The organism is Flavobacterium sp. XN-5 (assembly GCF_008033395.2).
Lineage (GTDB): Bacteria > Bacteroidota > Bacteroidia > Flavobacteriales > Flavobacteriaceae > Flavobacterium > Flavobacterium hiemivividum.
This window is the reverse complement of sequence record NZ_VOGZ02000008.1, coordinates 133,140-149,435: the sequence shown is the minus strand read 5'-3', so window position 1 is coordinate 149,435 and position 16,296 is coordinate 133,140. Positions and strand designations below refer to the sequence as shown.

The following is a 16,296-nucleotide window of genomic DNA, read 5'->3' as shown; positions in this document are numbered from 1 at the left end:
CTCTTTTACAAAAGAAAAAGGGAGAAAATAAATATTCCCCCCACTTTTCAAACTAACTCAACCATTGTAAAATTGCCCTCTATTATTATATTGTATTGCGATTTCTTTAATTCTATTGTTTCATTCTTATTAATTCCAATTACCTCAAAACGCCTACTTTAGAAATTAAAAAATATATTGGGGATCAAATGAAATTAAAAAAAACTGAATTCCAAAAATATAACAGTTTTTTAAAAATAAACACCAGTACCTACCAGTTTTTTTATTGTTATGTATAAAAATTAGTGCAATTTATAGAGAATTTCAAATTTTAAGAAGTTTGCAAGATTGTACTTCAATTTTGTTTCATCAGCAATAGCTACCAAGGTCTAGAAGCATCAATAAAAGTTACTATTCTTACATTGTTAAAAAATTTAGCGGTACTCATTATACTTACAGTTACAACCTGATTCTATTCCGAAAATAAAACCAAAAAAAATGCCCAGGAATATTTAATATATCCCTGGGCAAATTCTTTCAATGATAATTTTTATACTACCAGTTTGGATTTTGTTTGTATCCAGCTAATGTAATTTGATTTAAAGGGATAGGCAATAAGTAATCTCTATCTGCTTTAAATTTATATCCAGTTACCATTGCACCAACATTTTTGTAGGGCTCAACATAACCTTCAGCATTTGTGTTGTAAAGGTTAATTCCTGGTACATTTGCCCATTGTGCTTTTTTAGCACCTAATGGTTTTTTACCAATGATCAACTCATCTGCAGCAGCCCATCTCCATATGTCATCATGACGGAAACCTTCAACAGCTAATTCAATACGTCTTTCTCTTCTTACCTCATTAATTACTGGTGATAAAGTAGGGAAAGCCCAGTTTGGGTCACTAACTATTAGTCCCATTAGTAAATTTGGCATTTGAACTCTAGCTCTCAATTGATTAATTGAGATATCAAGATCACCTTGAGTAATTGTTCCTAGTTCAGCTTTTGCTTCAGCATAATTCAATAGTACTTCAGCATATCTAAAGAAAATAAGTCCCGCATCCCCCATACCATTTAATTGCTTTGCATAGTTAGGTTCCGTTCCTTTAAATCTTTGAAAACCTGTAGAACAGTTGTCTTCTGTAGCTTGATCTACTATTGGATTTGTAAATAAAAGATCGGCTAAACCTGAAGGACGATTATTAGTGATTGGATGCGCTCCATCATTTACATGAATCGACTGTTTTAACCTTGGATCTCTATTTGTAACAATATCAATTAAAGTTTCATCCCCTTGATAAAGTGAACTAGAACTGATGGGCTTACCATCAATACATAAATAATCGTCAACTAAACTTTTTGTAAATCCCTTACCATTACCACGAGCTCCATATTCAGCCCAACGATTAGTAAAATTAGAAGCTACATCATATCTTCTCCAAAAAATCACTTCTCTACTATTTGAGTAGTTCGACTGATTAAAAAGTGACCAATATCCTCTATTGCTTCCTGTAGCTTTATTATCTAAGTCAAAAATTCCTGAATCAATGATCGCTTTAGACACTGTCGCAGCTTTCGTTAGGTATTTATCTCCATTAGAACCAGCTACCCCAAAAGGAGTGCCTGCATGGTACTTTTCCCAAGTACCTTCATACAAAGCAATTCTAGCTTGTAATGCCATAGCAACTTCCCTATAAACGCGGTTGCTTGATGAAGCAGCTTTGGTAGGTAAGTAAAGAGTTGCTTTATCAAGATCTGCTAATATATTATCAGCAATTATTGCTCTTGATACTCTTGGAGCTTTCAATAAATCAGCGTCACTAGGAGTTAAAGCTTTATCAATCCAAGGTAAATCCCCGAATTTTTTCAATAAATCAAAATACAATAGCGCTCTAAAATAATGAGCTTCTCCTACATGTTCTTTAATTACTTCGAAGTTCTCCGTACTCTTAGTATAATTTTGTAGAAAGTAGTTTACGTTTCTAATTCTTCCCCACTCAGTTATACTCCATCCACCACCAGAAGAAGGCACAATGCGCTCCCCGTTAAGAATATTTCCGTTAAAATTAAGATGAACCATGTTATCTGTTCCTTCATCTGAATCTAGGCCGTAAATTCCTTGAGTGAAATATCCTTGGTAAGAAGGAAGGAAGTTATTGTAAAAATTATTGGTGTATAATTTTAGGTCATTTTTAGATTTCCAAAATTCACCATCACTAATATTCACCTCTGGAGAACGCTCCAAGAAGTCACTTTCACAGGAATTAAGTGCCAAAAGACAAACTAGTCCTACACTGAAATATTTTATAAATTTCATATTATTATAATTTTAGAATTATTATTGTCTTTACAAAGTGATATTAGCACCTAGAGAAAAACTTCTCTGCAAAGGATAATTTTTAGCATCAGAGAATGTGTTCTCAGGATCTAAAACAGAGTGATCATTCATCTTAGTGAATGTTCCTAAGTTATCAACACTGATGTAAAAACGTAGCTTTTGAACTTTTACTTGATTCGAAATAGTATTAGGAAGGGTATACCCAACTTGTACATTCTTGATGCGCAAGTAAGCAGCGTTTATCAAATATTTAGTTTGAGCCTCTGTATTCTTCCAGTTATTACCTCCACCAATATATGATTTTGGGAAAAATCCATTAGGATTCTCAGGTGACCATCTGTCAAGATGTTCTGTGAACAAAGAGCTTTGCCATTCACTTCCAACAATACCGAAATACATATTACTAGTAGTATAATAATCTCTTTTACCCACACCTTGAATAAAGATGCTATAATCAAATCCTTTCCAGCTACCATCCATAAATAAACTATAACTGTATCTAGGTGTAGAATTCCCTATTACTTTTCTGTCACCAGGATTATCTACAGTGGAATTGCCCCAGTCAATATTTCCATCACCATTTAAATCAACATACTTGATATCTCCAGCAGACCAATTAGACAAGTTGAATTGTTTTACGTTTGCTAAATCATCTGTTTCAGTAAAATAACGATCCGTTACAAATCCCCATATCTCACCCATCTCTTGTCCTTCATACCAAGTGTTCAATAACTTATTAGGGTTAGGATATTTAGTAACACGTCCTTTATAGTCACTTAAAACTCCTCGTACACCATATTTAAAATCCCCTATTTGGTCATTCCAAGCTAATGTCAGTTCAAATCCTTTTGTTTCCAAAGCAGTACTGTTTGTTTGAGGTGCATTAATTCCTAAAACACCAGGTAATTGTTGAGCAGGACCTATGTAGTCATCCATTTTTCTAGTGTACATGTCAAAAATCGCTGTCAATCTTCTGTTCAAAAATGAAGCATCAATACCAAAGTTTCTTGTAGTAGCTGTAACCCATGTTAACGTAGGATCTACTAATCCTGGAGTGTTTACGTAAGGTTCTCTATTTGCACCAAAAAACCAGTTACTTGATGTAGGAGAAACCGTTCCTAAACTTGGGTAAAAAGGATAATTCCCTAAAAGATTAGGATCTTGAGCACCCAATGAACCATAAGAAGCTCTAAATTTAAGTGTGTTAACGACATCAGCAATTCCATCTTTCCAGAAATTTTCTTTGTTTACGTTCCAACCTACAGAAACTCCGGGATATGCTTTCCATCTTACATCTTTTAAGAAACGAGAACTACCATCATAACGCCCCGTAATCTCAAGCAAGTATTTATCATCATAAGAGTAATTTATTCTTCCAAAATATCCTTGAATGGCTAATTTATAGGCATTGTCAGATACAGAAGGAGTGGTTCCATATGAAGTTGAGATAGATGGAATCTTATCAGAATACAAATTATTATTAGCACCAAACAAAGAAGAAAATGTGGTTAATTCCTGAACATAACCTCCTAAAAATTTAAACTGATGCTTTTTAAGATCTAAATCATAATTAGTAAATGCATTGATGATATTTTTTTGGTATTTAGAAAAGTATCTTGAAAATCTATTTGGAGCAGTTCCTCCTACTTCAGCTAATGTACCGCTTGGTAATGCCGTATAAAGAATCTTAGTATGATTCGTTTCATTGTTAAATACACCATCAAAAGTATAATTAACAGTTCCACTCCAGTTTTTAGTAAATTTAGTTACAAACTCACCTGTAAATATCGGCTTGTCGTTTGTTACTATATTTCTTCCACCTTCTTTCATCAACAAAATATCACTCTCGTCAGAAATTGCTCCGTCAGGATTATACAACGCTAAATTTGGATGCTTTCTACCTATTTGGTGCATATAATTCCCACCCGTTTTACCTCCATAAGTGTTTGGTGTATCATACACATCTTGAGAAAAAGCACCTCTAAAATTGAAAGTAAGCCAATCTGTAAGATTACTTGAAAGGTTTGTACGAAGATTATAACGTTTGTAGTTATCTTCACCATAGCGATACATTCCTTCTTTTTTATTATAACCTAAACCTACATAGTAATTTGAATTCTCAGATGCTCCACTTACGCCAATATTGTGTTGCTGACTCAATGATACATCTTTGAAATAAATTTTATACCAATCATTATTGGCATTTGCACCGCCCCATGCTTTATAAGAATCACCTGTGGAGTTCGCTACTGTTTCTGTTGCAAGAGTTCCATTTTGATACGCTGTCATTCTATCAATTGCATCCTGGTTGAAAAAAGGGTTTCCCCCTCCATTTGCAAGAGATTGATTATATATTTCTGCGAATTTTAACGAATTCAACATTGTTGGAAGTCCGATTGGAGTATCAAAGGTGAAGTTGTTGTTGTACGTTATAGAAACAGCTTGCCCTTTTTTTCCTTGCTTCGTTTTAATCAGGATCACTCCATAAGGCGCACTTGATCCATAAACAGCTGAGGCTGCAGCATCTTTTATAACGGAAACACTTTCAACATCATTAGCATTAATGGAGTTGATATCACCTCCTTGAATTCCATCAATAACAATTAATGGCGACCCAGCAGAACCTAATCCTGTAAACCCACGAATATTTATTGACTGGGTAGCGTTAGGTCCTCCACCATTACTAGTAATGTTCAAACCACCCACGGCTCCTTGTAATCCTTGAGATAATCTTGTGATTGGCCTATCTTTTAAAACTTTAGCATCAATTTGAGTAACTGATCCGGTTAAGTTCGTCTTTTTCTGAGACCCATAACCTACAATTACTACTTCGCTCATTTGTTGAGCCTCAGACTTCAATACAACTTTTAAAACCTTCTTATCTTTAATTTGTATTTCTTGGTTTAGGAATCCAAGATAAGAAAAAACCAAAACTTCTCCTTTGTCAGCGTTAATCGTAAAATTACCGTCTAAATCAGTAGAAACTCCTGTTTTACTCCCTTTCTTAAATACGTTAACTCCAGGAAGAGAAATTCCCTGCTCATCAACTACTTGACCTGTTATTTTTTCAAAAGCAACACCATCTAGGTTTGCAATTTTAGATACCTCAATGCTACTATTAATGCTTAATTTACTTGTGTTTTCAATCGTAGAAGAAGTAGATGCTTCTAAAAGTGCTCCTTCATTACTATTCTCAGCGTATGCTGTACTAACCATAAAGGTTCCCAGAACAAGCTGAACAAATACGATTTTTTTAATTTTAAAAATCGATTTAGTGTTATAATTTTTAATCATACTTTAGTTTTTTGTTAGTTCGTGACTAAATAAAATTGAGCTATTACACCTTGGCAATAACAACTTTTTTAAGAGTTAGTGAGATTTACAATCTCCTCTCCGTTTTTCTTGCATTTGCTTGCTAAATAGTTTTTCCTTTCGTCATTTTTAGTGGTTTGGTTATTAATTATATTGGTATTATGTTTAGGTACTCTATTGCGTTAATCGAAAGCGTAGCTCTTTTAGCTATTGTCAGGTTTATTTTACTTTTTTTGAACTCAATCGATTTAGTAAAACGATTTATAAATAAAGTGCCGTTCGAAATAAAATAGTTTTCATTTATTTGGCTGAATTAGTTATTTAATGAAAATAAAAGCTACTGTCAAAAATAGAATAGATTATTTACGAAAAAGACCACTACCCACCAGTTTCTAAACGGCTAGTCAAAAAAGTCAATTCTGAATGCTATTTCATTTACTATTTAAAAAATAAACCTTACGAAAACAAGTTGAAATTCCTACATGTATTTGTGTACTAAAAGCCGAAAAACAAAATCCACTTAACTCCGTTTGTCGATTAATTTTAGTCGTCCAAATGAGTTAAGTTGTCATTAAGTATAATATTATGTTAAAAACATTCTATATTTAAAACGCACTCATATTTGAAATTAGGAAAAAACCTATGTATATATCAATCGAAAACTAAACCATTTATATTTCTTAAAAAAACTAAAAGCAAATACCAATCAGTACCTACCAGTTGTATTTTTAACAAGAAAAAGAGTAATCGGGCTTTTACACCCCATTACTCTTTCTTTAATTTTAAATTCATAAACACCTATAATACAAGGTTATAGTGAATTCTATTTATAAAATCCTGCTGCTATTTAGTAGCTGTTTTTACTTTTGAATTAGCATACTCTTTTGATAATTTTAACATAGATTCTTTAGTTCCTTTTTCGAAAGGAATCAAGTAGAAAGAATAGCCTTGTGCCACATCTCCCTTAATCTTGTATTTATCCTGTGGCGTAGATCCCCAACTATCGTCTCCAGCTACACCTCTTTGTCCAAGATCGATATTTAGCTCCACTAAATCACGTTCTTTGATATCGATCGTGTGCTTGCTCGCGTTAATTACAGGAACTCCGTCAATTCTATATTTAGTTTCAATTTTAGCTTTATTTCCATAATCTAAACCATCAGCCGTATCAAAGTCTTCCATGGTCATATGCAAGGCACTGATCCCTAAACCTTTCTTTACATTATCGGCAACAACTAAAAGACCGTTGTCTTTTTCATCAGCTAAAGCTACCCATCTCACATTTGTTTTATAACCGTTTTCTTGCGGACGGATGTAAGGAACGTATTGATCACTTACACTAGACTCATATAAATCTAAGAAAGCAGAATGGTATCTGTCAGAATAGTTTTCCCATGGACCACGACCAAAATAAGTCATCTTACTATACTGTTGCGGCAATTGCATACGCATTCCTAGTCTTGGCAAATCAGCTTTATAAGCGGTTTTATCAAGAAGATTCTCCACTTTTACAATTCCGTTTCCATCAATTTGATAGGTACTGTGAAACTTAGTGTTTACACCTGGCAACTCATAAGTTACATTCAATTCGATCAAGTTGTCTGCTAATTTTTTAGTTGACATGCTTTCCACCTCAGAAAATAATGAAGCTTTCTTCCATTCAATATTGTTTGCGTACATTCTGCTTCCAGAATCATTATCAGTCACCGCTCTCCAGAAATTAGGCTTAGGCCCTTTTCCGTCTTTCAGCAATTCGTTTCCTTTGAATACATAAGAGGTTATACGACCTTCTTTTTTATTAAATTCTAAGCTAACAACATCATTGTAAACAACAACACCTTTATCAGTATTTTTTACTTTTAATGAAGCTCCTTGCGCTACAGCTGCTTGTTCTTCAACATGCAATCTGTCAATTTTTATTTGCTCATGAGCTACTTCAAATCCTTTTGGTAAAATTCCCCAGTCTTTTTTAGTAACTGCTGAAACCTCAACAAAATACTCCGTATTCTTTTTATAATCAATCCCTTTTAAATCAACACGGATTAATTTTCCTGTGTGAACTTCTACATCTAAAGTTTCAGCTGGAACAGTTTTTAATACTTTTCCGTCTGCTTTAATTGTAGCTATTAAATCAAATTGATTCAGATTTGTAAAATCATATAAGTTTTCTACTAAAATTCTTAATTCATTATGACCGTTGATTCCTTTTTGCTTGAAATTTATAAACTCATGTGCTTTTTTTACTTCAAAAAGTGCCGGTTGTGGCGATCTGTCTGGAAAAACAATTCCATTGTTCAAGAACGAATTATCCGAAGGCATGTTTTTACCATAATCTCCTCCGTAAGCATAGTAACGTTCTCCTTTTTCATTTGTTTTCCAAATAGATTGATCTACCCAGTCCCAAATAAATCCACCTTGTAAGTTATCATACTGCTCAATAATATCCCAATAATCTTGGAAATTCCCTGTACTATTCCCCATTGCATGCGCATATTCACTTGGAATAAATGGTCTGTCTGTTTTAGATTTTCCTATTTCTTCAAATGCAGCTGGTGATGGATATTGCGGAACAATTATATCCGTATTCCAATCCATATCATAATTGCTTCCGTCATAATCTTTATAAGGACGTTCATATTGAACAGGTCTTTTAGATTTATCTAAGGCTTTGATCGCTTTGTAACCTGCATAAAAATTCACACCGTTTCCAGCTTCGTTCCCCATAGACCAGATAATTACCGAAGGATGATTTTTATCACGGGCAACCATACGCGTCATTCTGTCCACGTGCGCATTTTCCCAACTTGGCTTTTTAGCCAATGAATGGTCTCCATAATACATACCATGAGATTCGATATTAGCTTCATCAACGACATAAATACCATGCTCATCACACAATTCATAAAATCTACTTCCGCGAGGATAATGACTTAAACGAACAGCGTTTATATTATTTTCTTTCCATAAACGAATGTCTTTCATGATCATCTCTTCTGACATAACGTGACCTGTTTCTGGATCTGTTTCTTGCGCATTTACTCCTTTTAAAGTAATGCGTTGTCCGTTTACCAATAATAATCCATTTTTAATTTCGACACTTCTAAAACCAATTTGACGAGTAGTCGATTCAATCGCTTTTCCTTTAGAATCTAAAACATCAATATTTAAAGTATATAAATTAGGATGCTCTGCACTCCACGCTTTTACATTTTTTATTTCAGTAGAAAAAGACAATTTATCAGCGGCGTCTTTCTCAATAGAAATTGCCTCAACTCCTTTTTGCAATACTGTATTTCCATCAAGGATACTGTAAGCAACTTTTAATTTTTGCTTTTTTGATAAATGGTTTTTAAGCTCGACATCTAAACTAAAAACACCAGTTTCATAGGCTTTATCTAAGGTTGAAACTACTTCAAAATCTTTGATTCTTACTTTTGGCTGAGCATATACATAAACGCTACGCTCAATTCCGCTAATTCTCCAAAAATCTTGACACTCTAAATAACTACCGTCTGTCCATCTAAAGATTTGGATAGCAATAGTATTTTTTCCAGCCTTAGCGTGTTTTGTAATATCAAATTCACTAGGCAATTTACTCCCTTGAGAATATCCTACGTACTCTCCATTTAACCATACAAAACCTCCTGATTTCATTGCACCGATATGTAGAAAAATTTCTTTTCCATCCCAATCATTGGCGATGTCAAAATCCCTACGGTACGAACCTACTGGGTTATTTTCATGAGGAACTTTTCCTGGGTATTTTGGATAAACTCCATCCAGCTCCATATCTTTTGCGATAGGCGCTTTATAATCGGCAAATTCATATTGATGATTTACATATATAGGAATACCATAGCCTTCTACTTCCCAGTTTGAAGGTACTTTTATATTATCCCAACCGCTTAGATTCTCTGAAGGATTCATAAAAGTGGTAGGACGATCTTTTGGGGAGTCAACATATTTAAATTTCCACAATCCGTCTAGGACTTGCTTGTACTTTGCATTTCCAGTTGCTGCATCGGCAGCAGAAGTAAAGGATGTAAATGTGGCGCGACCAGGTTCTTTGTTCTCACTGATCACATTTTCATTTTCAATATAATGCCAGATGTCAGCTTTCTGACCGTAGGAATTAACACCGAAAAAAAATAAAGAGCTAATAACTAAAAGGCTATTAATTTTCATATTAAAAAGGTTAAATATTAAGTATTCATTTTTGTTTGTTATGCTATTCTTTAAGGTGTCAAAGCATAACTACTCAAACAACCTCTTATTCTTATTGCATCCTTCTATGCGCTTTTATATAACTCTTAGTTATAATAATACTGTTTAAAAAAACTTTACCCATGGAAAAAGACATCCGTTTCTTTCATTCCTACTGATTTTTAGAAAAATAAAGAATTCCAAATATATACTGAATTTCGAACGAATTACACCAGTACCTACCAGTTTATTCGTGTTTTTCCTTAAAAATTACATTTCACTTAAGAAAACTGACTTTTCTAATTGCTATTGCAAAAACAAAATAATCAGTTATTTCATTTTCATGCAGTTTTATTTTACCTCTTGCGCAACCCTATCTAAGACTGGTCTCCTTTACAAATCGAGACTTACATCCTGCACATTAGATACCGAAAAATTTACAATATCTGGCTCCGTTACTGATTCATCAACCCGCAATCTTAATTTATTTGTACGAATCGGTGTGTCAGAAAGATATATATATTTATTCCCTATAGCAGTTCCCTTATTGATCGTTTGCCATTTCCCATTCACATATGCTTGTAAACTGAAAGCTCTTACACGATGTCCTAAAGCAATATTTTCTTGTATTACAAATTGATTTACCGCTGTTTCCTTCTTCAGTTTTAATTCAATAATTTTTCCTTTTCCCTTTGTCACGGCCAGAGGGGAATCGAATCTCTTTTTAATTTCAGCACCCCATTCCTTTAGACGTTGCACATCTTCTTTTGGCAAAAGCCCCGTATTATCTGGTGTCAATCCCATAATTAAAGTTGCATTTCGCCCAACAGATTTATAATAAATATCCATTAGCTCTTTCAAAGGATAAATACTGTTTTCATCTCCAGGTTCCCAAAACCATTCATGTCTTCCATTAAAACCACGCAACGGAGCATCTGCCATAGCTGGCACCCAATATTCGCCGTTTACATCGCCCTCTTTAAGTAATTTAAATCCATTTTTTGAAATTCCAGGAATAGCACTTTCTCCTGAACCTGTAAAATTGTATGGAAAAGTAGACCAGCATGGATAGTTTACCGTTCCGCTTTCAGAACCGCCCCAACGTGCTTCGGCAAGCTGGTCGTTGTGATAAAACAAACAATCCGGTTGGTATTTTTTTACTATTGGTAAAACATCTGGCGCACCTTTTTCTGGAGTACTAGCGCCACCATCAAACCATATTTCGAATAAAGGACCATAATTAGTACAAATTTCTTTTACCATTCCTTCTACCATTTTATTGTAATAAGCCTGTCTTTTTTTCTGCATTGATCCATTTGGGTCTCCGTCTACTACAAAATCATGCACTCCAAAAAATGAATTCCAACGGATACCTAAATAAACACCTGGTTTAATATCATGTTTGCGACAGGCATCTGTAAAATCCTTAAAAAGATCGCCTTTCCCGTCTTTCCATTTTAGACTCTTCATTGAATACGGATTCACATCCGATTGAAATAAAGCGAAACCTGTTTCATGAGTTACAGTTAGGATCGCAAATTTTGCGCCCGCAGCTTTTGCCGAAATCACCCATTGCTCAACATCTAATTGTTGTGGATTGAAAATATTATAATCCTCAACTGGAGTAATCCTGTTCGTCCCTTGGTTGTATTTTGATGTGCCAAACACATGTAAATCGTAATGAAAAACTACACCAATCTCAGCCTTTTGCCAAGCCAATTGTTGTTTGTTTGGTAACGGCAGGGATTTTACTTGTCCATTTACTGAGCATACACACAGTAAAATAATACTTAATAATAGCTTTCTAAATTTTGTATGTATATCCATAATTATTTTTAAATAAATTTAAATTTCACTAATTCATAAGCGTAGGTTGTACTATGATAACTGTTTCCGTTATATTCTGGACAAATAGAGGTACAAATCACCTACAAGATGGTGCTAAAACTAATGCTTGTATTTTAAATATTTTCATTTGTAGGTGTTGTTATAATATGTTTGTACTAGCTGCATTCTTTAGAACTATTGAAAAATTGAATCTTTTAACTAGTATTTTTGATTGGGATTATCAATCCTAATAATTGAAATACCCTCTCTCTTTATCTAACAAATTATACATATAGTAAATATTCACTCGAAAATATAGGGTAAACACATAATTATCAATAAAATATCAATAAATCAAATCTACATAAGTTTTCATGAATCAAAAAACAGTGCCTACCAGTTTTTGGAGAAATTTAAATCAATATGAAAATCGAAGTGGAATATCCTAAGTACAGCAATACAGAGCATTAAAAAAATTAACACTCGCCGTTATAAAAAAATAGAATTAGAAAATAATAACCTATCAGCTAGCCCCTTAAAAGATTAGGTTTTTTGTTTTTTCTTTTTAGCAGCAGGAAATAGTACGTTATTTAAAATTAAACGGTAACCAGGAGAGTTTGGGTGTAAATCTAAAACTGTTGGTGCTTCTCCTACTTGATGCTGGAAATCTTCTGGATCATGACCGCCGTAGAAGGTGAACATTCCTTTTCCTTTTTGGCCATGAATATACCGCGCTTCTCCATTGAGTTCGCAGCTTCCCATCGTTAAAATATTCGACTTCACTAGTGCAGCATCAAAGGAAGTAGTTTGTCCCATGAAGCCTTTTACAAGTTGGGTATGATTCTGGCAAAGCATACTGGGAATAGGATCCCATTTAGCCGAAAACTCCATTAATGTAAAATAATCCTTATCCATTGGTATGCGGCGTTTCTCCGTCATATCGATATCTGAAAACTCATATTTCTCAGGACTTCTTTCGAGAGTAAAATCTTTGAAAGCAAAAGTATTTCCATAATTCATCTGGGATTGATAATTCGCAGCACTTGGATCTCCATCAAACATTGATTCGCAAATATCTACTCCATCAGCCGCCAATGCAATATCAAAACTGTCAGTAGCAGAACACATGGCAAACATAAAGCCTCCGCCAACAACAAAATCTCTTATTTTTTTGGCGACAGCCCCTTTCTCCTCAGAAACTTTGGTAAAGCCCAATTTAGCGGCTAATTCCTCTGCGCTTTTCTTGTCCTCGATATACCAAGGAACATTTCGATACGAGCCAAAAAACTTACCATATTGTCCCGTAAAATCTTCATGGTGCAAATGCAACCAGTCATAAAGTACTAATTGATCGGTTAAAACTTCCTCATCATATATAGGTGTAAATGGAATTTCGGCATAAGTCAAAACAAGCGTAACCGCATCGTCCCAAAGCTGTTTCCCTTTTGGAGTATAGACCGCAATTCTAGGTGCTTTTTCAAGAATGACGGACTCCATATTTTGCGATGGACTAGCTATTTCATTTAAAATCTGAACTTCTTCACTATCAGAAAGCACTTCGAAACTAACGCCGCGAATCTGACATTCCTTACGTATTTCTGGTGCGTCTGGCAAGAGGAAAGAGCCGCCGCGATAATTGAGTAACCAACTGGCTTTGTAATTTTTCTCTAAACACCAAAAAGTAATTCCATAAGCTTTCAAATGATTCTTTTGCGTATTTTCATCCATTGGCAACAAAATAAAAGATGCTTTTGCTGCAATCGACACCAGAAAAACTAGAATAAAAAGTACTCTTTTAGGAATCATGAGATAAGATTTTCAATCAAAGATAGCAAAGGAAATATTTAATTTACTCAAATCTAACTTTTTAAATCAATTCCTATCCAAGATTAACATTTGAAAGAAACGACTCAAAAAAAAGCAATTTATCTAAATTATAAAAAAAGCCTATTAAAAATAGGCTTGGGGAAATTATTAAAAAGGCATATCGCTGTCGTCATCGTCGTCATTGAGATTAGACCCAAATGCTTCGTGTGCCGAAGGTAAATTTTTAGTTATAAAAGGATTATCGTCTTGATTCATTGAAGAGGGTAAATCATCATAATTACCACTATGATCTTCTAAATTGTCGAATTTTCCAAGGTGTCCAATAAACTTCAAACGAACGTTTTCTATACTACCATTACGGTGTTTCGCGATCATGATTTCGGCTTGTCCTGCTGTAGGTGAAGCTTCATCATCATCCCACTCGTCAATTTTATAATATTCAGGACGGTATAAAAAGGAAACAATATCAGCATCTTGCTCAATCGCTCCCGATTCACGAAGGTCAGAAAGCAAAGGTCTTTTACTAGATCCACGAGTTTCAACCGCACGCGATAGTTGAGATAGTGCGATTACAGGAACATTTAGCTCTTTTGCTAGGGCTTTTAAGTTTCGGGAAATTGTAGAGATTTCTTGCTCTCTATTTCCGCCACCTTTACCATTTCCTCCCGCAGTCATTAATTGCAAATAATCCACAATGATAATTCTAATTCCGTGCTGTGAAACTAAACGTCTTGCTTTCGCTCTTAAATCGAAAATAGAAAGTGAAGGCGTATCATCAATAAACAAAGGCGCTTTCTCTAAATTTTTAACTTTAGTACTCAGCTGTTCCCATTCGTGTTTTTCTAGCTTACCGGTACGTAATTTCTCTGAAGACAATCCCGTTTCAGACGAAATCAAACGCGTAATTAATTGTACAGATGCCATCTCAAGTGAAAATAAAGCTACTGGCATTCCAAAATCAATCGCCATATTCCTAGCCATCGACAATACAAATGCAGTCTTTCCCATCGCCGGTCTTGCCGCGATAATAATTAAATCACTTGGCTGCCATCCTGAGGTAATCTTGTCTAGTTTTTCAAATCCTGTAGCTACACCACTTAATCCTTCTTGGCCAGCAATTTCTTCGATTCTCTTTTTAGCTTGTAATACTAAACTTTGGGCTGTTTCTGAACTACGTTTAATATTCCCTTGGGTAACCTCATATAGTTTAGATTCCGCCTTATCTAATAAGTCAAATACATCTGCAGAATCATCATAAGAATCCTCAATAATTTCAGATGAAATTCGAATCAAACTTCGCTGAATAAATTTTTGAAGAATAATTCTCGAGTGAAACTCGATGTGTGCTGATGAGGAAATTTTTTGAGTCAGCTGAATTAAATAAAAATCACCACCAGCTAAATCTAATTTGGCGTTTTTCTTTAATTGTGCTGATACGGTAAGTAAATCAATAGGCTGTGTTTCAGTAAATAACTGCACTATCGCTTCAAAAATATGTTTGTGTCCGTCTTTGTAAAAAGCGTCAGGTGATAATATATCAATTACATCATCTACTCCTTTTTTGTCAATCATCATCGCCCCAAGAACCGCTTCTTCTAAGTCTAAAGCCTGTGGGGGTAGCTTTCCTTTTTCAAGGTTAATAATTGTTGACTTGTCAACCTTAACGGGATTTATATTCCTGAAGTTTTCCATATAGCGAAAGTAACCAAAATTTAAAAAATATTGCTGTTGACTTATTACAAAGATTTGTTTATAAGTATCTGTTTTTTGTTTATAACCAAAAAAAAACCGTCTCGTTTATGGACGAGACGGACTTTTTTACGTTTGTAGGAATTACTCCTTGTATTCGCCCATTTTACTGTATTTGTCCATTCTCTGAGCGATTAAATCTTTTGTTGATAAGTCTTTTAGCTCGTTATAAGCCTTCATGATATACTGCTCAACCGTATTAAAAGTCGTTTCTCTATCGTAGTGAGCACCTCCTAATGGTTCAGGTATAATATCATCCACTAACTTTTGCTTTTTCATATCGGCAGAAGTCAATTTTAATGCCTCAGCAGCAATTTCTTTGTATTCCCAGCTTTTCCATAAGATAGAAGAGCAAGACTCTGGAGAAATTACCGAATACCAAGTGTTTTCAAGCATATAAACGCGATCTCCCACTCCTATTCCTAATGCACCACCCGAAGCTCCTTCACCCACAATAATTGTAATAATAGGCACCTTAAGACGAACCATTTCAAATATATTTCTAGCGATTGCTTCACCTTGTCCACGTTCTTCAGCTTCAAGTCCTGGATATGCACCCGGAGTATCAATCAGTGTAAGAACTGGAATGCCAAATTTCTCTGCCATTTTCATCAAACGCAAAGCTTTACGATATCCTTCAGGATTTGCCATCCCAAAGTTTCTGTATTGACGCGTCTTAGTGTTGTATCCTTTTTGTTGACCCACAATCATAAAAGATTGACCGTCAATTTTTCCAAGACCACCAATCATTGCTTTATCATCTTTAAACCCTCTGTCACCGTGAAGTTCTAGGAAAGTATCACCGCAAAGTGCTCTTACGTGGTCTAAAGTGTACGGTCTACTAGGATGTCTTGACAATTGTACACGTTGCCATGCTGTCAGATTTTTGTAAATCGTTTTTTTGGTTTCGATAAGTTTCTTATTGATTTGCGAACAGGTATTTGTTACATCAACATCTGATTCTTTACCAATAACGATACATTTTGTTAACTGATCTTCTAGTTCTTTTATCGGAAGCTCAAAATCTAAATATTCCATAGGATTTGTGCGTTTTTGTTT

At 34.6% G+C, this 16,296-nt stretch carries 7 protein-coding genes; all 7 read right to left on the bottom strand.

From position 1 onward, the window contains the following. Nucleotides 1–534 precede the first annotated feature (534 nt). The gene (locus tag FQU23_RS13575) at nt 535–2,298 is read right to left on the bottom strand and encodes a RagB/SusD family nutrient uptake outer membrane protein (protein ID WP_147674302.1); all 1,764 of its coding nucleotides are present in this window, start codon (nt 2,296–2,298) and stop codon (nt 535–537) included. A 30-nt stretch (nt 2,299–2,328) separates the two neighbouring features. Continuing rightward, nucleotides 2,329–5,613, bottom strand: coding sequence for a SusC/RagA family TonB-linked outer membrane protein (locus FQU23_RS13570; RefSeq protein WP_147674301.1), 3,285 nt, complete (start codon nt 5,611–5,613; stop codon nt 2,329–2,331). 861 nt (nt 5,614–6,474) lie between these two features. Then, a complete protein-coding gene (locus FQU23_RS13565; RefSeq protein WP_147674300.1) occupies nt 6,475–9,816 on the bottom strand; it encodes a glycoside hydrolase family 2 TIM barrel-domain containing protein in 3,342 nt (1,113 codons plus the stop codon). A 411-nt stretch (nt 9,817–10,227) separates the two neighbouring features. Beyond that, nucleotides 10,228–11,661 carry an alpha-L-fucosidase gene (locus FQU23_RS13560; protein ID WP_147674299.1) on the bottom strand — a complete coding sequence of 478 codons (1,434 nt, stop codon included), beginning with the start codon at nt 11,659–11,661 and terminating at the stop codon, nt 10,228–10,230. A 543-nt stretch (nt 11,662–12,204) separates the two neighbouring features. After that, a complete protein-coding gene (locus FQU23_RS13555; RefSeq protein ID WP_147674298.1) occupies nt 12,205–13,467 on the bottom strand; it encodes an asparagine synthetase B in 1,263 nt (420 codons plus the stop codon). A 168-nt stretch (nt 13,468–13,635) separates the two neighbouring features. Further along, the gene (gene dnaB / locus FQU23_RS13550) at nt 13,636–15,180 is read right to left on the bottom strand and encodes a replicative DNA helicase (protein WP_132111650.1); all 1,545 of its coding nucleotides are present in this window, start codon (nt 15,178–15,180) and stop codon (nt 13,636–13,638) included. A 141-nt stretch (nt 15,181–15,321) separates the two neighbouring features. Further along, complete coding sequence (locus FQU23_RS13545; RefSeq protein WP_132111648.1) at nt 15,322–16,275, bottom strand: acetyl-CoA carboxylase carboxyltransferase subunit alpha; 954 nt, start codon at nt 16,273–16,275, stop codon at nt 15,322–15,324. Nucleotides 16,276–16,296 lie beyond the last annotated feature (21 nt).

Excerpts from the sequence above, each read along its gene's own strand:
- FQU23_RS13565 (WP_147674300.1), bottom strand. The coding sequence starts at position 9,816 with ATGAAAATTAATAGCCTTTTAGTTATTAGCTCTTTATTTTTTTTCGGT.
- FQU23_RS13555 (WP_147674298.1), bottom strand. The coding sequence starts at position 13,467 with ATGATTCCTAAAAGAGTACTTTTTATTCTAGTTTTTCTGGTGTCGATT.
- FQU23_RS13545 (WP_132111648.1), bottom strand. The coding sequence starts at position 16,275 with ATGGAATATTTAGATTTTGAGCTTCCGATAAAAGAACTAGAAGATCAG.
- dnaB (WP_132111650.1), bottom strand. The coding sequence starts at position 15,180 with ATGGAAAACTTCAGGAATATAAATCCCGTTAAGGTTGACAAGTCAACA.
- FQU23_RS13575 (WP_147674302.1), bottom strand. The coding sequence starts at position 2,298 with ATGAAATTTATAAAATATTTCAGTGTAGGACTAGTTTGTCTTTTGGCA.
- FQU23_RS13560 (WP_147674299.1), bottom strand. The coding sequence starts at position 11,661 with ATGGATATACATACAAAATTTAGAAAGCTATTATTAAGTATTATTTTA.
- FQU23_RS13570 (WP_147674301.1), bottom strand. The coding sequence starts at position 5,613 with ATGATTAAAAATTATAACACTAAATCGATTTTTAAAATTAAAAAAATC.